Here is a 23,383-nt window from a genome sequence, read left to right on the forward strand (position 1 = left end):
TCCTTGCGTCGTGGGTGGTGCCGGATGTCGGAGGTGGTGCCGGAGTCGTGGGGGGAGGTGGTGGTCGTCGGTCGTGCGCGGATGCCCAGGGGCGCTCAGAAGCGCCCGCCGCCGCCGCGGCGTCCGCCTCCGCCGCTGCTGCGCCCGCCGCCGAAGCCGCCGCCGCCGGAGCGCCGGGACGAGCCGCCTCCGCCGAAGCCGCCGCTGAACCCGCCTCCGCCGAAGCCGCCCGAGCGGTAGCCGCTGCGGCGTCCGCCTCCCAGGAGCGACTCGACCAGGATCCCGCCGAGGAACGCGCCGGTCGTGTCGCCACCGTAGGGGCTGCCGACGGCGTTCGGGGCGGAGTAGGAGCCGGCGTCGGCCCGCGCCCGCTCGAGCGCCTGCTGGGCGAGCTGCGAGGCGCGCTGGGCGGAGGCGAGAGCCTCGCGGGGGTCGGTGGCGGCGATGCGCTCGGCGTATTCGGCCGAGCGGGCGGCCTCGGCGACGCGGGTGCGCGCCTCCGAGCCGACCGCGCCGCGGCGGGCCGCGATGAAGTCCTCGGCGGCCGAGACGCGGCTGCGGGCGGAGGTGAGCTCGGCGCCGAGGGCGGCCCGCTCGCGCTCGCGCTGGGCCTGCGCGTCGCGGAACCCGCCGACGGCGGCATCGATAGTGGCGTCGGCGGCGGTGAGCGCCTCGAGCAGGGCGAGCGGGTCGTTCGGCCGCACGGAGGCGGCGCGCTCGACGTCGTCGAGGGCGGCCTCGGTCGAGGCGACCGCCGCGGTGACGTTCTGCGCCTGGGCGGCGGACTCCGCGTCCTGGGAGGCGGCGAGCGATCGTCCCTGCGCCACGTCGGCGCGGATCTCGGCGACGCGGCCGGCGAGCGACGCCTCCGCCTTCTGCAGCTCGTCGCCGCGCGTGGCCACCGCGTCGACGAGCCCGGAGGCCTGCTCGGCGGCCTGCTGCCCGGCGCGCAGCAGCACGGCGGCGCGGCCGGAGTCGCCGGCCTGCAGCGCCTGCTGGGCGCCGGCGAGCTGGTCGCGGGTGAAGCGGAGGCGGTCCTCGGCCTGGTCGGCGTCGTCGCCCACGTCGTCGATCGCGGTCGGCGCGTAGCGGGAGGCGAGCTCGGCGAGGCGGGCGCGGGCCGACGGGAGGCGGTCGCCGACCTCGGCGGCGCGAGCCGAGAGCGCGGCGGCGACCTGCGGCGCGTTCTTCTCGAGGTCGCGCAGCTCCTCGAACGCACTCGCGCGCTCGTCGAGCGTCTGCTCGGCGTCGGCGCAGAGCTGGAGGATGCGCTGGTAGCCGTCGCGGCGCTCCTGATCGGTCTCCGGCTCGGCGTCGTCGAGACGCTGCTGCAGGGTGAAGGCCTCGCCGAGCAGGCGCTTCGCGGTGACGAGCGCCTCGCGGAACGCGCCGGTCGCGTCGGCGCCGAACTGCGCCTCCGCGAAGCCGACCTCCTGCTCGCTGGTGCGGACGGCGTCGTCGGCGTGGACGAGGGCCGACCCGGCACGGGTGGCGAGCTCGTCGATCGAGGCCTCCACCGCCTCCTGGGCGCGGCGCTTCCGCGCGCGGCGGACGAGCAGCAGCACCACGAGGCCGATCACGACGAGCGCCGCGAGCACGCCGAGCGCGATCAGCAGCCCCGAGCCGAGGGACTCGCCGGCGCTGGGCGCGTCGAGGCGCTGCCCGATCCCGTCGGCGGCGGCCACCGCGGCTCCGGCCCAGTCGCCGTCGGCGAGCCTCGGCTCGATGTCGTCGGACTGGAGCGAGGAGACCTGCGCGTCGTCGAGGGCGAAGCCCTGCGCGACCGACACCTGGTACTGGCGGGCGTCGACCGCGACGGCCAGGAGGACGTCGTCGGTGCCCAGTCCGTTGCGGGTCGCGGTCTCGTCCGCCCACGCGGCGCGGTCGGACGGATCGGTGAAGGAGTCGACGAAGGCGACGAACAGCTGCACGCGGTGCTGGTCGTAGAGGGCCCGCGAGGCCTGCTCGATCTCGGCGGTCTCTCCGGAGCTCAGCACCCCGACCGAGTCGAGGACGGTGGAGGAGGAGAAGGAGACGGGCGATTCGGCCGTCGCCGCGGTCGCGGGGACCAGCGCGAGGACCGCGGCGATCAGGAGGGCCGCGAGCGCCGGCAGCAGCCGGAAGCTCACGGGGTGGTGGGGTCTCGCCGGCATCGCGCACACTCCTTCGTCGTCGCCTCCCGAGTGTAGACAGCCCCGGTGTCCGAGCAGGGGTCGGGAGGCGGCAGGCCGTCGACCGCGTGCCCGGGGCGCGGGGGATGGGAGAACGCCGGGAGGAGGAATGACCGTGCTCCGCTCGCGGTTACTGCCCGGAGTGCGCCGCAGGTGCACGTGCCTCCCCCCTCAGGGCAGCCCCCTGAGACAGCTCCGTAGAAAGGCGATCCCGTGGATCCGTTCTCCCCCCTCACCGCCGGCGACCTCGACCTCCCCAACCGCATCGTCCTGGCACCGATGACGCGACTGCGCTCCGACGAGCAGGGCGTGCCCGGCGCGATCGTCGCCGAGTACTACGCCCAGCGCGCGAGCATGGGCCTGCTGATCAGCGAGGGCGTCTTCCCCAGCGCCGAGTCCAAGGGCTACGCCGGGCAGCCCGGCATCGAGACCGACGCGCAGGCCGCGGGCTGGCGCGCCGTCGCCGACGCCGTGCACGCCGCGGGCGGGCGCATCGTCATGCAGCTGATGAACGCGGGCCGCGTCTCGCACACCGAGATCACCGGCACCGACCGCATCGTCGCCCCGAGCGCCGTCGCCATCGACGGAGAGGTGCACACCCCCTCCGGCAAGAAGCCCTTCCCGGTGCCGCACGCGCTGACCACCGAGGAGCTGGCGACCGTCCGCGACGAGTTCGTCGCCGCCGCCCGCCGCGCGATCGACGCCGGCTTCGACGGAGTCGAGGTGCACGGCGCCAACGGCTACCTGCTGCACGAGTTCCTCTCGCCCGTCTCCAACGTGCGCACCGACCAGTACGGCGGGACCCCGGCCGAGCGCGCCGCGTTCCCGCTCGAGGTCACCCGCGCGATCGTCGACGAGGTCGGAGCGGGCCGCGTCGGCATCCGCCTCTCGCCGGCCCACAACATCCAGGACGTCGTCGAGACCGACGGCGACGACGTGCGCGCCACCTACGAGGCCGTCGTCGACGGGCTCGCCCCGCTCGGCCTGGCCTACCTCAGCGTCCTGCACGCCGAGCCCGCCGGCGAGCTGGTCCAGGACCTCCGCTCGCGCTTCGACGGCGTCTTCATCGCCAACAGCGGCTTCGGCTCGCCGACCAGCCGCGAGGAGGCGACCGAGCTGATCAGCGAGGGCCACGCCGACGCCGTGGCCGTCGGCCGCCCGGCGATCGCCAACCCCGACCTGGTCGAGCGCTGGCAGGGCGGGCACCCCGAGAACGGGGTCGTCCAGGAGACGGTCTACGGCGGAGGAGCCGAGGGCTACACCGACTACGAGCCCCTCTCGGCGTAGTCGCGACTCACGCGGAAGGCCCGCTCCCTCGAGGGGGAGCGGGCCTTCCGCGTACCGGGGGGATCAGCTCTCGCTGCCCCGGCTCTTCAGCTCGGACTCGATGCGGGCGTCCTGCTCGGGCGAGAGCTCGTGGTCCTCGTCCTCCGGGTCGGCCGTCTCGCCGACGCGGCCCTCGCCGAGGGCGTGGATCGAGGTGATCTCGTCCTCGAGCGCGGCGTCGCGGTCGTGCTCGCTCACGAGCCGGTCTCGATCTCCCCGGCGGAGACGGCCTCGGCGTACTTGCGGAGGTCCGGGCCGGGCTCGAAGTCGATGAAGCGGTCCTTGAGGCGCGCGTTCAGCTCCGCGAACACGTCCTCCCAGGGCTCGCCCTTCTTGCTCGTCGCGAGGTCGAGCACCGCCTCGCGGAGGACCCTGTCCGAGTCCTCGAGGATCTTGTCGCGGGCTTCGTCGTTCCAGCGGATGTCCTGTGCGTCCATGCTCCGACCGTAGGCGCGGGGCCGGGGCGCCCCAAGGACTTGCGGGCGGGGGGCGGGAGGCGTAGGAGCCCCCGCCGCTCCGCGCTCAGGAGAGCGCCGGCAGCACCTCGCGCTCGAACAGCTCGATGCCGGACCGGTCGTAGGCGGCGTCCGGGAAGTAGAGGATGCCGTAGTCCATCCCGCGCGACTGCATGCCGGCGAGCCGGTCGACGATCTGCGAGGGAGTGCCGACCGCGAGCGCGTCGGGGCTGCGGTACTCGGCGACGAAGGACGCCGCTCCCTCCGCGCCGAGGTACGGGACCACGCGCTCCTCGAGACGCTGCAGCGCCGCCTCGACCTCCGCCTCCGTCTCGCCGATCACGACGTTGTAGTTCGAGCTCCGGGTGATCGCCGAGAAGTCGGTGCCCAGGCGCTCGCAGTGCCCGCGGAGGACCGAGCTCTTGTGGTCGAACGCCTCCGGGGTCCCGGCGAAGTTCGTGTACTGCGCGTACTGGGCCGCGATCCGCAGCGTGACCTTCTCGCCGCCGCCGGCGACCCACAGCGGGATGCCGCCCTCCTGCAGGGGCAGCGGTCGGTTCTGCGCGCCGTCCACCTGGTAGTAGCGGCCGTCGAGGGTCGCGGACCCGGTCGTCCAGGCCTGCTGCAGGATCTGCACTCCCTCGTCGAGCCGTCCCAGCCGCTCGGCGATCGGCGGGAAGCCGTAGCCGTACGCGCGCCACTCGTGCTCGTACCAGCCGCCGCCGATGCCCATCTCGACCCGCCCGCCCGAGACGATGTCGACGGTCGTCGCGACCTTGGCGAGGTAGGCGGGGTTCCGGTAGCCCATGCAGGTGCACATCTGGCCCAGCCGCACGCGCGACGTGGTGGCGCCGAACGCGCTCATCAGCGACCACGCCTCGTGCGTCGCCTCCTCCGTCACCTGCGGGACGGTGTGGAAGTGGTCGTAGACCCAGATCGACTCCCAGGCGCCGTCGTCGGCGTGCCGGGCGAGGTCGCTCATGGTGCGCCACTGGTCGGCGGCCGGGACGCCGACGAGGTCGTGGCGCCAGCCCTGGGGGATGAAGAGTCCGAATCGCATGCCGCCGACCCTAGGGCGGCCCGGCCACCGAGGTCGAGGGGGTCGCGGTGCTCGCGTACGCTTCCGACCGATGCTGACCTTCACAGAGGATCTCGGACTCCCCGTCCTCGCGCTGATGATCCTCGCCGCCTTCGCGGCCGGCTGGATCGACGCGGTCGTGGGCGGCGGCGGACTCCTCCAGCTCCCCGCCCTGCTCCTCGTGCCGGGGATCTCGCCCGTGCAGGCGCTCGCCACGAACAAGCTGGCCTCGATCTTCGGCACGACCACCAGCGCGATCACCTACTACCGGCGCGCGAAGCCCGATCTGCGCACCGCACTGCCGATGGCGGCAGTCGCCCTCGCGGGCAGCTACGGAGGCGCGACGCTCGCCGGCCTCCTCCCGGCCGCGGTGTTCAAGCCGATCATCGTCGTCGCGCTGATCGTGGTCGCCGTCGTGACGATCGCGCGCCCGGCGCTGGGCAGCGTCACGGTGCTCAAGCACGCGGGCCGGCGCCACCTCGTCACGGCGGCCGTGCTGGGACTCCTGATCGGCTTCTACGACGGCCTGATCGGACCGGGCACCGGGACCTTCCTGATCATCGCCCTGATCACCGCGCTGGGCTACGACTTCCTGCTCGCCAGCGCCAAGGCGAAGATCGTCAACGTCGCGACCAACCTCGGCGCCCTGCTCTACTTCGTGCCGGGCGGGCACGTGATCTGGCTGCTGGGCCTCCTGATGGGCGCCGCCAACGTGGCGGGCGCGTACCTCGGCTCGCGGATGGCCGTCGCTCGTGGCAGCCGCTTCATCCGGGTCGCGTTCCTCGTCGTGGTCGGCGCCCTCATCCTCAAGGTCGGCTCCGACGTCTGGACCGAGAACCTGGCGCCGCTGCTGCGCTAGCGCGGGCTGCGGGACCGAGCCGCGGAACGAGGACGGGACCCCCGCCGCAGCAGAAGGTCCCGTCCTCGTTCCGATCGCTCGGCGCTCCGCTCCGCCGACCTCAGCCGAAGGGGATCGAGCCGACCAGCACGCCGACGGCGAGCATGACCAGCGAGACGACGACCGCTCGCCACAGCACCTTGCGGTGGTGGTCGCCGAGGTTCACCGCGGCGAGGGAGACGAGCAGGAGGATCGCCGGGACCAGCGGGCTCTGGAGGTGCACCGGCTGCCCGGTGATGGAGGCGCGCGCCATCTCGACCGGCGAGATGCCGTAGTTCGCCGCGCTCTCGGAGAGCACGGGGAGGATGCCGTAGTAGAACGCGTCGTTCGACATGAAGAAGGTCATCGGGATGCTGAGCACGCCGGTGATCACGGCGAGGAACGGTCCGAGCGCCGGCGGGATCACCGCGACGACCCACTCCGCCATGGCGTCGACCATGCCGGTGCCGTTGAGGACGCCGATCAGCACGCCGGCCGCCAGCACCATCGACACGACGCCCACGATGCTCGGCGCGTGCTTGACGATCTCGGCCGCCTGGTCCTTCATCTTCGGGAAGTTGATCAGGAGGGCGACCGCGGAGCCGACCATGAACACGTAGGGCAGCGGCAGGATGTCGGCGACCAGCAGCGTCATCACCGCGAGGGTCAGGACCAGGTTCACCCAGATCAGCTTCGGGCGCAGCGTCTCGCGCTCGGGGTCGAGCATCGTGTCGGCCATCGCGGTGTCGGCGTCGTCGGCCTGCACGCGGGCGGCGACGGCCACCTGGGCTCCGCGCAGGGCCTGGGGACCGCGGAGGAAGGAGAAGCGCTCCCGGGCGACGGTGCGGATGCCCCCGGTCAGGGCCGCGAGGCCGCCGGTGCGGGCGCCGCCCGAGCGGGAGGAGGAGCCGCGGCCGGCGCCGACGAGCTCCTGCTCGAGCATCGGCTCGGCCAGCGCGAGCGAGCCGAGGCGGCGGCGCTCGCCGAGCCCGAGGAACCAGGCGAAGACGAGCGTGACGACCAGGCCCACCGCGAGCGAGGGGAGCATCGGCACGAAGATCTCGCTCGGCGAGACCTGGAGGGCCGCGGCGGCGCGCACCGTCGGTCCGCCCCAGGGGACGATGTTGAGCGTGCCGTTGGCCAGGCCCGCGACGCAGGTCAGCACGACCGGGTTCATCCCGAGGCGCAGGTATATCGGGAGCATCGCGGCGGTGGTGACGATGAAGGTGGTCGAGCCGTCGCCGTCGAGCGAGACCGCGCCGGCGAGCAGCGCCGTGCCGAGCACGACCTTCGCCGGGTCGTCGCCGAGCGCGCGGACGATGAAGCGGATCAGCGGGTCGAAGAGCCCGACGTCGATCATGATCCCGAAGTACATGATCGCGAACATCAGCAGCGCGGCCGTGGGCGCGAGGCTGCCGATCGCCTCGAGGACCATGTCGCCGATGCCGAGGCCGGCGCCCGCGAAGAGGCCGAAGATCGTCGGCACGACGATCAGGGCGACCATCGGCGTCAGCCGCTTGGTCATGATCAGGGCCATGAAGGCCAGGATCATGGTGAAACCGAGTACTACCAACACAGCTGACTCCTTCGTCCAGTGCCTCCGCCCGCGCTCGGCGGGAGAGCCGGCCGGGAGATGGTGGAAACCCTAGGCAGCTCCGCGTCCGGCGCCGGGGTATCGCTCATTACGGCGACATCTGCGCATAGTGTGGCTTCTGCGCATTCTGCGCACGACGACGGCGAGGAGGCTCCGATGCGCTTCGCGACCCACGTCCTGGTCCTGCAGCTCGCCACGGTGTCGGCCGCCGTGCTGGTCTGCGCCGGCCTCGTCACCGCGCTCAGCGTCCAGCAGCTGCGCGGCGAGGCGGAGGGGACGGCGCTCGCCATCGCCCGCACCGTCGCCGAGGACCCCGACGTGCAGGACGCGGTCGCCGCGTCCTCCGCCGTGCCCGGCGCGCCCGCCGCCTCGGAGCTGCGCGGCGGACCGCTCGAGGACGTCGCCGCCGCCGTCGAGCAGCGCACCGGCGCGCTCTTCGTCGTGATCACCGACGATCAGGGCATCCGCCTCGCCCACCCCGACGAGGACCGCCTCGGCGAGCGGGTCTCGACCAGCCCCGACGAGGCGCTCGCCGGGCGCGAGAGCGTCTCGTGGGGCACCGGCACGCTGGGCGAGTCGGCACGGGCCAAGGTCCCGGTCTTCGCCGCGGGGGAGCAGCGGGTCGTCGGGGAGGTCAGCATCGGCTTCGCGCGCTCCAGCGTCTTCACCGACCTGCCGACCGCGCTGCTCGGCGTCCTCGCCGCGGCGCTCGCCGGGCTGGTGCTCGCCGCCGTCGCCTCCGTCTTCATCCGCCGCCGCCTGCTGCGCCTGACGCTCGGCCTCGCCCCGGAGGAGCTCACCTCGCTCGTGCAGGACCAGGCCGCCGTGCTCGACGGAGTCGACGAGGGCGTGCTCGCGCTCGACCGCGACGGGCGCGTCGGCGTCTGCAATGCGCGGGCCGCCGCGATCCTCGGCTCCGACGACCCGACCGGGCGGGCGCTGCACGGGCGGCCGCTCGCGGCGCTCGACCTCCCCGTACCGCTGGCCGACGCGATCGGCGCCGCGCTGGACTCCGTCGAACCGCCCCGCCCCGGAGGCGAGGAGGGCTTCGTCGTCCGTTCCCGCATCGTCTACGTCGACATCCGCCGGGTGACCCGCGGCGACCGCGACCTGGGCGTGGTGGTGGTGCTGCGCGACCGCACCGACCTCGCCGCGCTGAGCCGGCGCCTCGACGCGGTCGGCGCGATGACCAACGCGCTCCGGGTGCAGCGGCACGAGTTCGCCAACCGCCTGCACGTGGTCGCGGGCCTGCTGGATGCGGGGCGGACCGCGTCGGCGCGCGACTACCTCGACGAGGTGCTGACCCGCGGCCCGCTCAAGTACCCGGTGCAGCACGCCGACCGGCTGCAGGAGCCGTACCTCCAGGCGCTCGTCGGCGCGAAGGGGATCGAGGCGGCCGAGCGCGGCGTGCTGCTGACGCTCGGTGAGGAGACGCTGGTGCGCGGCACCGTCGTCGAGCCGGAGGACGTCGCCACGGTGGTCGGGAACCTGGTCGACAACGCGGTGCGCGCGGCGGTCGAGGGGCGGCGCGACGTGCGCTTCGTCGAGGTCGAGCTGCTCGACGACGGCGACGCTCTCTTCGTGACGGTCGCCGACTCCGGCGACGGAGTGCTCGATCCGGACTCGCTGTTCGACCGGGCCGGCGCGGGCGACCCCGTCGAGGACGACGGCCGCGTGCACGGCCGGGGCTTCGGCCTGCCGCTGTGCCGTGAGGTGGCCGCCCGGCGCGGCGGCGAGGTCTGGCTGGCGGACCCCGGCGGAGCGGAGTCGGGGGCCGTGCTGTGCGCGCGCCTCCCCGGAGCGGTGCGGCCGCCGGAGCAGGACGGGGACGGGTCATGAGCGCGGACACGGCGCGGGAGCGCACGGTGCTGGTGGTGGACGACGACTTCCGGGTCGCGCAGCTGCATGCGGACCTGGTCGAGGCGCGGCAGGGGCTGACGGCCCTTCCTCCGGTGCACACGGCGCGCGCAGCGCGGGCGGCCGTCGCCGAGCACGCGCCCGATCTGCTGCTGCTCGACGTGCACCTGCCGGACCAGAGCGGGATCGCGCTGCTCCGCGAGCTCGACACCGACGCGTTCGTCGTCAGCGCCGCCTCCGACGGGGCGACGGTGCGGCGCGCCCTGCACGCGGGGGCGCTCGGGTACCTCATCAAGCCGTTCGAGGCGCGCCTGCTCGGCGAGCGCCTCGACGCGTACGTGCGGTTCCGGAACGTGCTGCGGGAGGACCGCGCGGCCGATCAGGAGGCGGTGGAGCGGGCGCTGCGCATCCTGAACTCGGGCGACGCGACCGCCGCGCAGCCCTCGCGCTCGGCGACCGAGCAGCTCGTCCTGGCGCGCCTGGCCGAGTCGGGCGCCGAGCTGTCGGCCCTCGAGGTGGCCGAGCGCGCCGGCATCTCGCGCGCCACCGCCCAGCGCTACCTCTCGGGTCTCGCGGGCCGCGGCCTCGTCGAGATGACCCTCAGCTACGGCACCACCGGCCGTCCGGAGCACCGCTACCGCGCCCGCTGACCCTCCGCGAGCGGAGTCCGCGCTCGAGCCGGCGGGACGTTCTCGGCGGTCGGGACCCGCTCTCGGGGACCTGAGCGCCTAGGGGAGCTGACTGCGGAGCACCGGCGTGCGGTGCTCGGTCGAGCCGAACGGGGGATCCGCGTGTCAGCGGATCCTCCTAGGCGGTCGGGACCCGCTCTCGGGAACCCGACCGCCCGTGGGAGCCGACTGCGGTGCGCCGCCTCGCGGCGCACGAGACGACTCAGTGCGTCGCGTCGACGTCCGCGCCCGCGGCCTCGGCCACGCGGCGGCGCTCGGAGGCCTCGGCGGCCATGCGGCGGCCCTTGGGGCTGACGAGGGAGGCGATCACCGTGATCACGAGGACGCCGATGATGACCGAGAGCGACAGTCCGGTGCCGATCTCGAAGACCTCCACGTGCTCGCCGTTGTTGATGAACGGCAGGTTGTTCTCGTGGAGCGCGTGCAGGATCAGCTTCACGCCGATGAAGGCGAGGATCGCGGCGAGGCCGATGCTGAGGTAGACGAGGCGGTCGAGCAGGCCGTCGATGAGGAAGTACAGCTGGCGCAGGCCCAGCAGCGAGAACGCGGTCGCCGTGAAGACGAGGTACACGTCGCTGGTGAGGCCGAAGATCGCCGGCACGCTGTCGAGGGCGAACAGGATGTCCGTTCCGCCGATCGCCGCCATGACGAGGATCATCGGCGTGAGGACCTTCTTGCCGTCGATGTGCGTGTAGAACTTGTCGCCGTCGTACTGGTCGCTCGTCTTGAAGATCCGCTTGGCCAGGCGCACCATCACGTTGTCGCTGGAGTGGTCGTCGCCCGGCTTGACCAGGTTGAACGCGGTCAGCAGGAGGATCAGGCCGAAGATGTAGAAGACCCAGGCGAACGAGTTGATCAGTGCGGCGCCGAGGAAGATGAAGCCGGTGCGGGCGATCAGCGCGAAGACGATGCCGAAGAGGAGCACCTTCTGCTGGTCGGCGCGGGGCACCTTGAAGCTCGCCATGATGATGAGGAAGACGAACAGGTTGTCGACCGAGAGGGCCTTCTCGGTGATGTACCCCGCGAAGTACTCCGATCCGGGCGTCGCTCCGCCGAAGACGAGGACGCCGAGCCCGAAGAGCACGGCGATGCCGACGTAGAGCGCCGACCAGATCGACGACTCCTTCAGCGTGGGCTCGTGGGCCTTCCGGACGTGGAAGAAGAAGTCGAAGAGCAGGAGCAGGACGATGAAGACGATCGTCAGGGTCCAGATCAGGGGCGATACGGTCATGAAGGGGCTGGCCTCGCTCGTGAAGGGGGGGTCGGGGGACGGTCGCGGGGGTCGCTCGTCAAGGGAAAAGGTAGCGAGGCACCGTGATGAGCAGGGTGCCCGCCGATGGATCGTGAGTATCTTCTCAGTTCTCCGCGCGTCCCTCGCGCCCAGCGGCCGGGGCGCCACACTGGTCACCATGACCGGCGCCGCTGTCGACAGGACCTTCCAGGACGCCTCCGGCGTCGTCATCCACTACCGCTGGTGGCCGCACCCCTCGCCCCGCGCGATCGTGCAGCTGGCCCACGGGGTCGGCGAGCACTCGGGGCGCTACGTCGAGCTGGCGGAGGCGCTGGTCGCCGCCGGGTACGCGGTCGCGGCGGACGACCACCGCGGGCACGGCCGGACCGGCCTCGAGCAGCACGGCGGCGACTCCTCCCGGCTCGGACTGCTGGGGCCGGGCGGCCTGCGCGCGACCGAGGCGGCGATCCTCCGGCTGACGGAGCTGCTCGCGGAGGAGAGCCCGGGAGTGCCGATCGTGCTGCTCGGCCACTCCTGGGGGTCGCTCATGGCGCAGCGGATCGTCGACCGCCACTCCGGCGCCTACGCCGCGCTCGTGCTGAGCGGCACCGCCTACCGCCTCCCGGGGCACATGAACGCGGGCGACCTGGCGAAGCGGCACCGCGTCGCCGGCGGTCTCGGCCTCGAGTGGCTCTCCCGCGACCCGGAGGTCTGGCAGCGGTTCCACGACGACCCTCTCACCTTCACCACGCCGCTCGCGAAGCGGATCGGGCTGGTCGAAACCCTGCGGCTCGTCGGCCGCCCGAAGCGCGGGCCCGAGCATCCGCTGCCACTGCTGATGGTCGTGGGCGCCGACGACACCCTCGGCGGCGAGCGGTCGGTGCGCGCGCTCGCCCAGGCCTACCGGCGGCGGGCCGGGTACACGGACGTCTCGGTGCGGGTGTACCCGGAGGCGCGGCACGAGCTGTTCCAGGAGCTCAACCGGACCGAGGTCACCGCCGATCTCGTGGAGTGGCTGGGCGAGCGCTTCTCCGCCCCGGCTCGCGCCTAGGCTGGCGTCATGCATGGCGAGTACAAGGTCCCCGGCGGAAAGCTCGTGGTCGTCGACCTCGACGTGGTCGACGGGAGGTTCGCCGGTTTCCGCCTGGCGGGCGACTTCTTCCTCGAGCCCGACACGGCCCTCGACGACATCGACCGCGCGGTCGTGGGCCTCCCGGCCGAGACCGACGCGAAGTCCATCGCCGCCGCCATCCGGCAGGCGCTCCCGGCCGACGCGGTCCTGCTCGGCTTCACGCCCGAGGCCGTCGCGGTCGCCATCCGCCGCTCGCTGCAGAAGGCGACCAGCTGGCGCGACTACGACTGGCGCATCGTGCACGACCGGGCCGTCCCTCCCGCGACCCACCTGGCGCTCGACGAGGTGCTGACCGCCGCGGTCGGCGAGGGCCGTCGCGAGCCGACGTTGCGGATCTGGGAGTGGGACCAGCCCGCCGTCGTCATCGGCAGCTTCCAGTCGCTCCGCAACGAGGTCGACCTCGACAACGCGGCGAAGTACGGCGTCGACGTGGTCCGCCGCATCTCGGGCGGCGGCGCGATGTTCATGGAGGCGGGCAGCGTCGTCACGTACTCGCTCTACGTCCCCGGCGACCTCGTCCAGGGGCTGACCTTCGCCGACTCCTACGCCTTCCTCGACGAGTGGGCCGTCAGCGCGCTGCAGTCGCTCGGGATCGACGCGGTCTACCAGCCGCTCAACGACATCACCTCGCCCTCGGGCAAGATCGGCGGCGCCGCGCAGAAGCGCCTGGGCTCCGGCGCCGTCCTCCATCACGTGACCATGAGCTACGACATCGACGCCGAGAAGATGGTGCAGGTGCTGCGGATCGGCCGCGAGAAGCTCTCGGACAAGGGCATCGCCTCCGCCGTGAAGCGCGTCGACCCGCTGCGCAGCCAGACCGGGCTCAGCCGCGCCGAGATCATCGAGCGCATGAAGGCGACCTTCGTGCAGCTGCACGGCGGCGAGGCGGGGACGCTGACCGAGGAGGAGTACGCGGCGGCGGAGGAGCTGGTGCGGACGAAGTACTCGACTCCGGAGTGGCTGCGGCGCGTCCCCTGACCGGCGGGTCCGGGGCGGCGGTCGCCGGCGCGTGGACCCGGAGCGGAACGCGGCGGACCGGTCCGGCGGGCGCCCCTCAGCTCGCGAGGAGCTCCTGGTAGTCCGGGTGCTCGGCGATGAACCCGGCGACGAACGGGCAGGCCGGGACGATGCGCCCGCCGAAGCGCTCGTGCGCGTCGTCGAGGGCCGCCTCGACGAGGGTCTCGCCGAGGCCCTCGTGGCGGTGCTCGGGCGCGATCTCGGTGTGGAGGAAGACCACGTCGCGGCCGCGGACGGCGTAGTCCGCGACTCCGACGGTCTCGCCGTCGAGCCAGAGCGTGTAGCGGGACGAGTCCTCGTCGTGGCGCACCTCGGAGATCATCGCGCCACTCTACGCCGGAGCCTCCCCGGCATCCGTCGAGCGCGGGCGCGAGGCGCGGAGCGTGTCGCCGGGCTCGCGCGCACTGGCACAATTGCCGGGTGCCCAGGACGATCCAGATCGCGGACGGCGTCCCGGAGTCGCGGAGCGCGGTGTTCCACGCCGACAACCTCGAGGTCCTGCCGCAGCTGGCCGACGGCGCTTTCACCGTCGTCTACCTCGACCCGCCGTTCAACACGGGCCGGGCGCAGGTGCGCACCTCGACCACCTCGGTGCGCTCCACCACAGGCACGATCGCCGGCTTCAAGGGGCGCAGCTACGAGCGGATCCGCGGCGACCTGCTCCGCTACGACGACCGCTTCGACGACTACTGGTCGTTCCTCGAGCCGCGTCTGGCCGAGGCGTGGCGGCTCCTCGCCGACGACGGCACCCTCTACCTCCACCTCGACTACCGCGAGGCGCACTACGCGAAGGTGCTGCTCGACGCGCTCTTCGGCCGCGAGTGCTTCCTCAACGAGATCATCTGGGCCTACGACTACGGAGCGAAGGCCACGCGCCGCTGGCCGACCAAGCACGACACGATCCTCGTCTACGTGAAGGACCCGCGCGGCTACCACTTCGACTCCGCCGCCGTGGACCGCGAGCCGTACATGGCCCCGGGCCTGGTGACCCCCGAGAAGGCCGAGCGCGGCAAGCGGCCGACCGACGTGTGGTGGCACACGATCGTCTCGCCGACAGGCCGCGAGAAGACCGGGTACCCGACGCAGAAGCCGGAGGGGATCCTCCGCCGCATCGTGCAGGCGTCCAGCCGCGAGGGCGACGCCGTCCTCGACTTCTTCGCCGGTTCCGGCACGACCGGCGCCGTCGCGCACGCTCTCGGCCGCCGCTTCGTCCTCGTCGACGAGCACGCCGACGCGGTCGCCGTCATGCGCCGACGCTTCGCCGCCCTCGACCCGGCGCCGCTCTTCCTCTGACGCGGGCCCTCTCGACTCCTCAGACGTGTCGAGGTCGGTCGCTCCCACTGTCCAGAAGGTGTCGCACTCGACATCGATCGCTCCGACTGTCCAGGAGTTGTCGCACTCGACGCCGACTGCGACAACTCCTGGACAGTCGTGGTGGGAGGCGCGCCTCCCCAGGTGCGGGATCAGGGGTTCGTCCACAGAATGCGGATCGCGGGAGTCGGACGAGGATCACGGACCGCCAGAATCGCGGCATGTCCAGCACCGACCTCGGAGCCTTCACCCGGCGAGCGGCACTCCGCGCAGGGGTGACGGACGCCCGACTGCGCACTCCCGCCCTGGCCAGCCCCTTCCACGGAGTGCGCACCCGGGTGGCGCCCGTGACGCACCTGGAACGAGCCGCCGCCTACCTGCCGCGGCTGCGGCCCTGGCAGCTCTTCTCCCACCTGACCGCGGCCGAAGCCTGGGGAGTGCCGCTCCCGGCGCGACCCGGCGAGGACGATCCGATCCACGTGTCGGCGACGACGCCGCACCGGCCCCCCAGGACCCGGGGTGTGATCGGCCACACCCTCACGGAGACGGACAGGGTCGAGCGGCACGGCCTGCCGGTGACGGGAGCGGTGTCGACGTGGATCGCGCTCGCGCCACTGCTGTCCGCCCGCGATCTCCTCGCGGCGACGGACCACCTCCTGTTCGAGCCGCGCTACCCGCGCCGGGACGATCCGCGTCCCCATGTCCGGCTTCACGAGCTGCAGGACCGCCTGGCCTCCCATCGGGGCCGGGGCCGACGCGGCCTGGCTGAGGCTCTGCGGCTGGCATCGACCGGAGCCGCCTCGCGGAGGGAGACCTGGCTCCGCGCTCTCGTCGAGGAGGCGGGACTGCCCGCGCCCGACGTGAACGCCGAGATCAGGATCGGCGGCCGACTGCTCGCGGTCGGCGATCTGGTCTTCGAACGGTGGAAGGTGGTGGCGGAGTACGACGGCGGCCAGCACCGGACGGACGACGCGCAGTTCTCACGCGATCGTGAACGGCTCCTGGCCCTGCACCTCGCGGGCTGGATCGTCGTGGTCGTCCGCGCGGAGGGTCTGACCCGGGGCAGGGCGCGCACGATCGCCGAGCTCCGTGCCGCTCTCGTGGCCCACGGCTGGCGACCGTGATGCACCCCGTCGACGGATCGACCCGCTCGTCCATCCCCGCCCCGCCGCCCGCGTCCGCCTCACCGTCCGGATCCGTTCGCCCGTCCGCATCCGATCGAGCACGCGGAGTTCTCCGACTGTCCAGGAGTCGTCGCACTCGGCGTCGACTGCGACGACTACTGCGTACTCGCGGGCCGGGGTCAGCTGCTGGCGCGGACGACCAGCGACGTCGGCATCAGCGTGCGGTGCTCCACGGGGAGCCCCTCGATGCGGGCGGTCAGCAGCTCCACCATGCGGGCGCCGAGCTCGTCGGGGAGCTGGCGAACGGTGGTCAGCGCGGGGACGGCGTTCCGCGCGAAGAGATCGTCGTCGAAGCCCACGACGGACACGTCCTCGGGGATCCGGCGGCCGGCCTCGCGGAGGGCGGCGTAGGCGCCGACCGCCATCTGGTCGTTCGCGGCGAAGACGCCGTCCAGGTCGGGGTCGCGGGCGAGGAGGCGGCGCATCGCCTCGGTCCCGCTGGCCGGCGAGAAGTCTCCCCACTCGACGAGGTCGTCGGCGAGGCCGGCGTCGGTGAGCGCGCCGCGCCAGCCGATCAGGCGGTCGACGCCCGGCGGCATGTCGGCGGGGCCCGCGATGGTGGCGATCCGGCGCCGGCCGCGTTCGATGAGGTGCGCGGTGGCGACGGCCGCCCCCTCCGTGTTGTCCACGTCCACGAAGTAGGAGCCGCGCTCGTCGGGCGAGAGCGGTCGGCCGCCGAAGACGATCGGCAGCGTGCCCGAGAGCGCCGCGTAGGAGTGGTCGCCCGAGTGGTGCGAGACCACGAGCGCGCCGTCGACGTTGCCGCCGAGCAGGTACCGCCGCGTCTTCTCGCCGTCCGTCTCGGACGCGATCAGCATCGAGAGCGTGTAGTCCGTGTCGGCCAGGCGCATCGCGGCGCCCTGCACGATCGAGGCGAAGAACGGGTCCGCGAAGACGCGCGCGGTCGACTCCGGCACGATCAGCGCGATCGACTGCGTGCGCCGCGAGGCGAGCATCCGCGCCGCGTGATTGGGGACGTAGTCGAGCTCGCCGATCGCCTTCTCGACGGCGGCCACGATCTCGGCCGCCACCTGCGGGGCGCCGTTGACCACCCGCGAGACCGTCGCGCGCGAGACTCCGGCCCGCGCCGCGACCATCTCGAGGGTGGGGGAGCGGCCCCCGCCGCGGACGCCCGTCGGCTCGCTCACGGGTCAGTCCAGGATCGCCGCGGCGCTGCCGCCGAGCAGTCGGGAGTAGACCAGGCCCGAGTCCTTCACGGTCCGCTCCTGCGTGTCGTAGTCGACGCGCACGATGCCGAAGCGCTTCTCGTAGCCCCAGGCCCACTCGTAGTTGTCGAGGAGGGACCACACGAAGTAGCCGCGGACGTCGGCGCCCTGGTCGATCGCGTCGGCGACCTTCTCGACGTGGTCGAGCACGTACTGCGTGCGGTCCGCGTCGTGCACGCGGCCGTCCTCGACGACGTCGTCGTAGGCGGCGCCGTTCTCGGTCACGTAGAGCGGAGGGAGGTTCTCGTACTCCAGGCCCAGGCGGGTCAGCAGGTAGCGCAGCCCGTCGGGGTTCACCTCCCAGTCCATCGCGGTGCGCGGCAGACCGCGCGACGGGAAGGTGATGAACTCGGAGCCGACCCAGGGGGAGCCGACCTCGCGGTCGGTCGCCTGGGCGAAGTCGTCGGCTCCGGCCGGCAGCGGATGCGCCGAGACGTTGTCGTCGTGGTAGTGGTTCACGCCGAGGAAGTCGAGCGGGAGCGAGATGAGATCGAGGTCGCCGTCGACGATCAGCTCGCCGAGCCCGAGCCCTTCGACGTCCTCGAGCAGGTCCTCGGGGTACTCGCCGCGCAGCAGCGGGTCGAGGAAGATCCGGTTCTGGAGGGCGTCGAAGCGGCGTGCGGCGTCGAGGTCGGCCTCGTCCTCGGGGTCGTCGGGGACGGCGTTCGAGAGGTTGAGCGTGATGCCGAGGTTCTGCGCTCCGAGCTGCCGGAGCGTCGAGACGGCCAGCCCGTGGGCGAGGTGCGTGTGGTGCACGGCGGCGAGGGCCTTCTGCTGCGAGATCACGCCGGGGGCGTGCACGCCCGCCCCGTAGGAGAGCAGGGTCGAGCAGAACGGCTCGTTGAACGTCGTCCAGTGCTGCACCCGGTCGCCGAGGCTCTCGTAGACGGCCTCGGCGTAGTCCCGGAAGCGCTCGGCGGTGTCGCGGTTCGCCCAGCCGCCGGTCTCCTCGACGGCCTGCGGGAGGTCCCAGTGGTAGAGGGTGAGCCACGGCAGCACGCCGGCGCCGAGCAGCTCGTCGACCAGGCGGGAGTAGAAGTCGAGGCCCTCGGGGTTCACGGCGCGGTCGCCCGGCTTCACGCGCGCCCAGCTGACCGAGAAGCGGTAGGAGCCGAGCCCCAGCTCCTTCATCAGCCGCACGTCCGCCGGCATCCGGTGGTAGTGGTCCACCGCGACCTCGGGGGTGTCGCCCTTCGCGACCGCTCCGGGGACGCGGGAGAACGCGTCCCAGATGCTGTCCTCCTTGCCGCCCTCGTGGCCGGCGCCCTCGATCTGGGCGGCAGCGGTCGCGGATCCCCAGAGGAAGCCGGCGGGCCAGTCGCGGACGGCGGAGGCGGCGCCTCGGAGGAGAGCAGCGGAGCGCAGGACGCGGTCGGCCGGCGCTTCCCGATCAGGCCCGGTGGGCGCCGTGCCCGTCGCGGGGAGGAGCGGTGCGGATCGAGTCCGTCCGGACGTCCGGCTCGATGCTGCCCGCGGCCAGGTCGGCCCCGGCGCGCGCGGCCAGCTGCGGGTCCGTGCGGCGCAGCTCCTCCGCGCTGTCCTCGGCCGCGAGGTCGTGCGCCTCCTGCATGGCCGACTTCGCTCGCAGCGGCGGGGTCTTGAGGAACCACGAGAGGACGAAGGCCAGCAGGACCACGCCCAGCGCGACCTGGAACACGGTCACGGTCGCGTCGTTGAACCCGGTCAGGAACGGGGCCGACAGGGCGCGGTCCGCGGTGTTCAGGAACGACGTGTCCCCGTCGAGCGCGGAGCCGATCGCGGCGGTGTCCTGCGACTGCAGCAGCTTCAGGATCCCGGCGTTGGCCGGGTCCGCGGCGACGGCCGGATCGGTGACGGCCCGCTGCAGATCCGCCGCGAGCGCCGGGTTCTTGAAGGCCGCGGCGATGGTGTCGGGGATCCGGCTGAACAGCACCGAGAAGATCACGGCGGTGCCCAGGGTGCCGCCGATCTGGCGGAAGAACGTGGAGGCGCTGGTCGCGACTCCCATGTTCGCCACGTCGACCGAGTTCTGCGAGGCCAGGGTGAGGGTCTGCATCATCTGCCCGAGCCCGAGGCCCAGCATCAGCATCCCGCCCATCATGAAGATCACCGGCTTGTCGATCGCCACGAAGGTGAAGTAGAAGAACGCGGCCGACATCAGGAACGTGCCGACGATCGGGAAGGCGCGGTAGCGGCCCGTGCGCGAGATGATCTGACCCGAGACGATCGAGGCGATCATCAGGCCGAGGATCATCGGCAGCATCAGGAAGCCGGACTCGGTCGGCGTGGCGCCGTTCACCAGCTGCAGGTACAGCGGGATCGCCATCATGCCGCCGAACATGCCGAAGCCGACGAGGACGCCCAGCACGGTCGCCATCGAGAAGGTCGGCGAGCGGAAGAGCTTGAGGGGGATGAGCGCGTCGTCGCCCATCATCCGCTCGGCCGCGATGAAGCCGATGACGCCCAGCGCGCCGACGATGTAGCAGACCCACGCGATCGGCGAGCCCCAGCCCCACTCGCGGCCCTGCTCGGCGATCAGCAGCAGCGGTCCCGCGGCGATGACGACGAGGGAGGCGCCCCACCAGTCGATCCGCACCGAGCGCTTGCCGGCGGGCTTGGGCAGGTGGAGGAACCGCACGACGATGAAGAGCGCGACGGCGCCGATCGGGAGGTTGATCAGGAAGACCCAGCGCCAGCCGGTGATGAAGAGGATCTCGGGGGTGCCGGCGAGCAGGCCGCCGATGAGCGGTCCGACGACGCTGGAGATCCCGAAGACGGCCAGGAAGTAGCCCTGGTACTTGGCGCGCTCGCGCGGGGGCAGGATGTCGCCCATCACCGTGAGCGCGAGCGACATGAGCCCGCCGGCGCCGAGGCCCTGCACGGCGCGGAAGCCCGCGAGGCCGAGCATCGAGGTCGAGAAGCCGGCGAGCGTCGAGCCGATCAGGAACAGCACGATCGCGATCAGGTAGAGCGGGCGGCGTCCGAAGATGTCGGAGAGCTTGCCGTAGATCGGCGTCGCGATCGTCGAGACGATCAGGTAGGCGGTGGTCACCCACGCCTGCTGCGAGAGGCCGTCGAGGTCGTCCGCGATGGTGCGCATCGAGGTGCCGACGATGGTCTGGTCGAGCGAGGAGAGGAACATCCCCGCCATCAGCCCGAAGATGACGAACAGGATCTGCCGGTGCGACATCACGGCGCCGGACGGCGTCGAGGTCGGAGCGGATGGAGCGGAGGCGGAGTCGGCCACGGTGGTCCCCTTGTCTGGCGGACGCGTCCAGGCACGGCGATCCGCCGCAAACGTTGCGTGCTGCGCAAAGTTACACCGCGTGCGGAGAGCGCGACAGAGCGTCCGGCGAGCCTGAACGGGATCTCAGGGCCGCCGTGCCGGGGCCGTGCGTCAGGCCGGAGCGGGGACCGCCTCGTCCGCCCAGCCGGCCTCACGGAGCGCTGCGCGGGCCTCGGCTCGGGCCGAGTACGGCGTGCGCACGCCGAGGATGTCGCGGTAGTTCTGGTGCCCGGGGCCGGCCCAGAGGATGGCGTCGCCCTCGTGCGCCAGGGACACGGCGACGCGGATGGCGCGCTTGGGGTCGTCGACCTCGTGGATCTCGGCGTCCGGACGGGCGGCGCGGGCGGCCTCGACGAGGGTGCGCCGGATCGAGGCCGGATCCTCGAAGCGCGGGTGGTGGTCGGTGACGACCAGCACGTCGCTGCCCAGGACGGCGGCTTCGGCCATGGCCGGGCGCTTGAGCGCGTCCCGGTCGCCGTCGGCGCCGAACACCATGACCACGCGGCCGGGAGTGACCTCGCGGACGGCCTCCAGGGTGCGGGCGAAGGCGTCGGCGCTGTGTCCGAAGTCGACGTACACCGTGGGGCCGCGGTCGCCGGAGACGCGCTCGGTGCGGCCGGGGAGGGAGGCGTCCACTCCGCCGTCGCGGTGCAGCGCGGCGCGGATCTCGCCGATCGGCCGACCGGACTCGATCAGCATCACGATCGCCAGTCCGGCGTTGGCGGCCATGTGGGTGCCGATGATCGGGACGGAGGTCGTGATGGCACGGCCCTCGCGGTTGCCGATCCGGAAGCGGGTGCGGCCGAACTCCTGCTCGAGCACCGTCACGGTCCAGTCGGCGTCGACGCCCGGGAGGGAGGTGATCGTGGTGACCGGCACGCCGGCGACCTCGACGAGGCGCGCGCCCGCGGGGGAGTCGAGCGAGACGACGGCCCGGCGCGCGCGATCGGGCTGGAACAGCTGGGCCTTCTCGCCGAAGTAGGTGTCCATGTCGCCGTAGTCGTCGAGGTGGTCGTGGCTGAGGTTCGTGAAGCCGGCGACGTCGAAGACCACGCCGTCGACGCGGTGGCGGGTGAGCGCCTGGGCGCTGACCTCGATCGCGGCCGCGCCGACGCCCTCCTCCTCCATGCGGGCGACGAGCGCGTGCAGCTCCGTCGCCTCCGGGGTGGTCAGGCCGCTGGTCACCGAGGTGTCGCCGATGTGGCGCTCCGCGGTCGAGCTGAGGCCGGGCACGACGCCGAGCTGGCGGAGGATCCCCTCGAGCATGTGGACGGTCGACGTCTTGCCGTTGGTGCCGGTCACGCCGAGCAGCACGGGGGAGCGCTCGGCCGTCCCGTAGACGGCGGCGGCGACGGCGCCCAGGCGGGAGCGGGGGTCGTCGACCACGAGGACGGGCAGACCGGTCGCGCGCGCGGCGTCGGCGCCCGCGGTGTCGGTCAGCACGGCGGAGGCGCCGCGGGCCACGGCCTGCTCGACGAACTCGGCCCCGTGGCGGTTGACCCCGGGCAGGGCGACGAAGAGGTCGCCGGGCTCGACGTCGGCGGCGATCAGCGTCACTCCGCTGATCTCGGCCGTCAGGCCGCCCTCGTCGCCGATCTCGAGCGTCCGAGCGAGGGCGGCGAGAGGGACGGAGGGTGCGGTGAGGGGTCGGAGCATGGGGTCCTTCCATCGACGGCTCCGTGGGGGGCCGTGCGGCCGAGGGGGCGGTCGCACGCGGAGTCGTGGCTGTCACTCAAGCTAGGGGGTCTGCTTATGTGAATCCTTAGAGGATATGCGCGACCCGCGTGGAGGGGCACGGGTGGACAGAACCGATCGCCGGTGCTTCAGCAGATGCGCAGGAACGGGTCTGTCTAGGCTCGGAGGATGACGTCGAACGAGAACGAGCCGACCGATGGGCGCCCCGTCCGCCGCCGAGCCCTGGTCATCGGGGGTGTGGCCGCCGCGGCGGGCCTGACCGCGCTGGGGGTCGGAGCCGCCATCGGGAACGGAGCGCCGGCGCCCTCGCCGACCCCCTCGACGGCGCCGCCCGCTCCGTCGCCCTCCGCCGCCGCGACCACTTCGGCGCCCACAGCGGAGCCGACCGCCACTCCGGCTCCCACACCCACTCCCACCGCCTCCGGGATCGACCTCACCGCGCAGTCCGTCGACGACCCGGCGAGCACCTGGGTCGTCGTCAACAAGCTGCGGACGCTCGCGCCGGTCGACTACGTCCCCGCCGACCTGACCTTCCCCGACGTGCCCTACGTCAACCGGCAGCCGATGCGCCAGGCGACCGCGGACGCCCTCGTCCCGCTCTTCGCCGCCGCCCGCTCCGAGGCCGGCCTCTCGCTGGCGGTGCAGAGCGCCTACCGCTCCTACGACACCCAGGTCAGCGTCTACGCGGGCTGGGTGTCCTCGCGCGGGCAGGCGGGAGCGGATGCGACGAGTGCGCGCCCGGGGCACAGTGAGCACCAGACCGGCTGGGCGGTCGACGTGGTGGGAGCGTCGGGCGCGTGCGCGCTCGAGATCTGCTGGGGCGACACTCCGGAGGGGCAGTGGGTCGGCGCCAACGCCCATCGCTTCGGCTTCCTCGTGCGCTACAAGCCCGACGCCACTCCGATCACGGGGTACGAGTCGGAGCCGTACCACCTGCGGTACGTCGGGACCCAGCTCTCCGGGTACCTGCACGACTCCGGCATCGAGACGCTCGAGCGCGCCTTCGGCCTTCCGGATGCGCCCGATTACGCACCGGGGACCACTTCCTAGGCGGTCTAGCAATCACAGACGGACACGATCGGGCGTGACACGCGCCGCTCGTTACCGTACTGTTATTCGGAGCGCTTTCGGAGGCCCGTCTGACGGATCTCCCACCCCCGCCTGGTGACATAGCCGCTTCCCCTGCTCCCGAGCCCGGTCTCCCGCCGAGCCGCCGACCCGTGAGACCTCTCTGTGCCCCCTCGCTCCACCCGCTCCACCCTGCCCGCCGACCAC

20 protein-coding genes are annotated in these 23,383 nt (G+C 72.8%); 9 read left to right on the forward strand and 11 right to left on the reverse strand.

The window, feature by feature from the left end:
- Positions 1–95: 95 nt before the first annotated feature.
- The gene (locus tag C5C29_RS12320; protein WP_104308422.1) at positions 96–2,153 is read right to left on the reverse strand and encodes a TPM domain-containing protein; all 2,058 of its coding nucleotides are present in this window, start codon (positions 2,151–2,153) and stop codon (positions 96–98) included.
- 231 nt (positions 2,154–2,384) lie between these two features.
- Here C5C29_RS12320 and C5C29_RS12325 point away from each other — a divergent pair, with 231 nt between their 5' ends.
- The gene (locus C5C29_RS12325; RefSeq protein WP_104308423.1) at positions 2,385–3,458 is read left to right on the forward strand and encodes an alkene reductase; all 1,074 of its coding nucleotides are present in this window, start codon (positions 2,385–2,387) and stop codon (positions 3,456–3,458) included.
- Positions 3,459–3,521: 63 nt separating this feature from the next.
- On the opposite strand, the gene C5C29_RS17180 is transcribed toward C5C29_RS12325, so the two are convergent.
- From C5C29_RS17180 to C5C29_RS12335, 3 genes are all read right to left on the reverse strand, one after another.
- Positions 3,522–3,695 (reverse strand): hypothetical protein, encoded by a 174-nt coding sequence (locus C5C29_RS17180; protein WP_181068063.1) that lies wholly within the window; start codon positions 3,693–3,695, stop codon positions 3,522–3,524.
- The gene (locus tag C5C29_RS12330; protein WP_068251275.1) at positions 3,692–3,934 is read right to left on the reverse strand and encodes a hypothetical protein; all 243 of its coding nucleotides are present in this window, start codon (positions 3,932–3,934) and stop codon (positions 3,692–3,694) included. Before C5C29_RS12330 ends, C5C29_RS17180 begins: the two co-directional genes overlap by 4 nt.
- An 85-nt stretch (positions 3,935–4,019) precedes the next feature.
- Complete coding sequence (locus C5C29_RS12335) at positions 4,020–5,012, reverse strand: LLM class F420-dependent oxidoreductase (protein ID WP_104223861.1); 993 nt, start codon at positions 5,010–5,012, stop codon at positions 4,020–4,022.
- Between the two features lie 70 nt (positions 5,013–5,082).
- Between C5C29_RS12335 and C5C29_RS12340 the strand changes: the two genes are divergently transcribed.
- Positions 5,083–5,889: a TSUP family transporter gene (locus C5C29_RS12340; RefSeq protein ID WP_104223862.1), complete on the forward strand. Its 807-nt coding sequence runs from the start codon at positions 5,083–5,085 to the stop codon at positions 5,887–5,889.
- Between the two features lie 100 nt (positions 5,890–5,989).
- Here C5C29_RS12340 and C5C29_RS12345 read toward each other — a convergent pair whose 3' ends face one another.
- Positions 5,990–7,459, reverse strand: a complete 1,470-nt coding sequence (locus tag C5C29_RS12345) for a CitMHS family transporter (protein WP_104308424.1) — start codon at positions 7,457–7,459, stop codon at positions 5,990–5,992.
- A 198-nt stretch (positions 7,460–7,657) separates the two neighbouring features.
- On the opposite strand from C5C29_RS12345, the gene C5C29_RS12350 reads away from it, so the two are divergent.
- Together C5C29_RS12350 and C5C29_RS12355 are read left to right on the forward strand one after the other, a co-directional pair.
- Entirely contained in the window at positions 7,658–9,340 is a 1,683-nt protein-coding gene (locus C5C29_RS12350) for an ATP-binding protein (protein ID WP_104308425.1), read from the forward strand.
- Positions 9,337–10,008 carry a response regulator gene (locus C5C29_RS12355; protein WP_104308426.1) on the forward strand — a complete coding sequence of 224 codons (672 nt, stop codon included), beginning with the start codon at positions 9,337–9,339 and terminating at the stop codon, positions 10,006–10,008. The genes C5C29_RS12350 and C5C29_RS12355 overlap by 4 nt, the downstream gene beginning before the upstream one ends.
- Positions 10,009–10,249: 241 nt before the next feature.
- On the opposite strand, the gene C5C29_RS12360 is transcribed toward C5C29_RS12355, so the two are convergent.
- The gene (locus C5C29_RS12360) at positions 10,250–11,278 is read right to left on the reverse strand and encodes a TerC family protein (RefSeq protein ID WP_104262726.1); all 1,029 of its coding nucleotides are present in this window, start codon (positions 11,276–11,278) and stop codon (positions 10,250–10,252) included.
- Between the two features lie 178 nt (positions 11,279–11,456).
- On the opposite strand from C5C29_RS12360, the gene C5C29_RS12365 reads away from it, so the two are divergent.
- Positions 11,457–12,329 carry an alpha/beta fold hydrolase gene (locus C5C29_RS12365; protein ID WP_104308427.1) on the forward strand — a complete coding sequence of 291 codons (873 nt, stop codon included), beginning with the start codon at positions 11,457–11,459 and terminating at the stop codon, positions 12,327–12,329.
- A 9-nt stretch (positions 12,330–12,338) separates the two neighbouring features.
- A complete protein-coding gene (locus tag C5C29_RS12370) occupies positions 12,339–13,388 on the forward strand; it encodes a biotin/lipoate A/B protein ligase family protein (protein ID WP_104225162.1) in 1,050 nt (349 codons plus the stop codon).
- Between the two features lie 76 nt (positions 13,389–13,464).
- On the opposite strand, the gene C5C29_RS12375 is transcribed toward C5C29_RS12370, so the two are convergent.
- On the reverse strand, positions 13,465–13,749 hold the full coding sequence (locus tag C5C29_RS12375) for a GNAT family N-acetyltransferase (RefSeq protein ID WP_104225161.1): 285 nt from the start codon (positions 13,747–13,749) through the stop codon (positions 13,465–13,467).
- A 98-nt stretch (positions 13,750–13,847) separates the two neighbouring features.
- On the opposite strand from C5C29_RS12375, the gene C5C29_RS12380 reads away from it, so the two are divergent.
- Together C5C29_RS12380 and C5C29_RS12385 are read left to right on the forward strand one after the other, a co-directional pair.
- Positions 13,848–14,720: a site-specific DNA-methyltransferase gene (locus C5C29_RS12380; protein ID WP_104225160.1), complete on the forward strand. Its 873-nt coding sequence runs from the start codon at positions 13,848–13,850 to the stop codon at positions 14,718–14,720.
- A 239-nt stretch (positions 14,721–14,959) separates the two neighbouring features.
- Entirely contained in the window at positions 14,960–15,862 is a 903-nt protein-coding gene (locus tag C5C29_RS12385; protein ID WP_104225159.1) for a hypothetical protein, read from the forward strand.
- Between the two features lie 179 nt (positions 15,863–16,041).
- Here the strand turns inward: C5C29_RS12385 and C5C29_RS12390 are convergent, their stop codons facing one another.
- From C5C29_RS12390 to C5C29_RS12405, 4 genes are all read right to left on the reverse strand, one after another.
- On the reverse strand, positions 16,042–17,019 hold the full coding sequence (locus C5C29_RS12390; RefSeq protein WP_104225165.1) for a LacI family DNA-binding transcriptional regulator: 978 nt from the start codon (positions 17,017–17,019) through the stop codon (positions 16,042–16,044).
- Between the two features lie 54 nt (positions 17,020–17,073).
- On the reverse strand, positions 17,074–18,513 hold the full coding sequence (locus tag C5C29_RS12395; protein WP_104308428.1) for a GH1 family beta-glucosidase: 1,440 nt from the start codon (positions 18,511–18,513) through the stop codon (positions 17,074–17,076).
- Between the two features lie 25 nt (positions 18,514–18,538).
- A complete protein-coding gene (locus C5C29_RS12400) occupies positions 18,539–20,317 on the reverse strand; it encodes an MDR family MFS transporter (protein WP_104224970.1) in 1,779 nt (592 codons plus the stop codon).
- A 207-nt stretch (positions 20,318–20,524) separates the two neighbouring features.
- Positions 20,525–22,069: a Mur ligase family protein gene (locus C5C29_RS12405; RefSeq protein WP_104308429.1), complete on the reverse strand. Its 1,545-nt coding sequence runs from the start codon at positions 22,067–22,069 to the stop codon at positions 20,525–20,527.
- 207 nt (positions 22,070–22,276) lie between these two features.
- On the opposite strand from C5C29_RS12405, the gene C5C29_RS12410 reads away from it, so the two are divergent.
- Positions 22,277–23,158, forward strand: a complete 882-nt coding sequence (locus C5C29_RS12410) for a D-alanyl-D-alanine carboxypeptidase family protein (protein WP_104308430.1) — start codon at positions 22,277–22,279, stop codon at positions 23,156–23,158.
- Positions 23,159–23,383: the final 225 nt, after the last annotated feature.

This window comes from Rathayibacter sp. AY1H2 (assembly GCF_002931985.1).
Taxonomy (GTDB): Bacteria; Actinomycetota; Actinomycetes; order Actinomycetales; family Microbacteriaceae; genus Rathayibacter.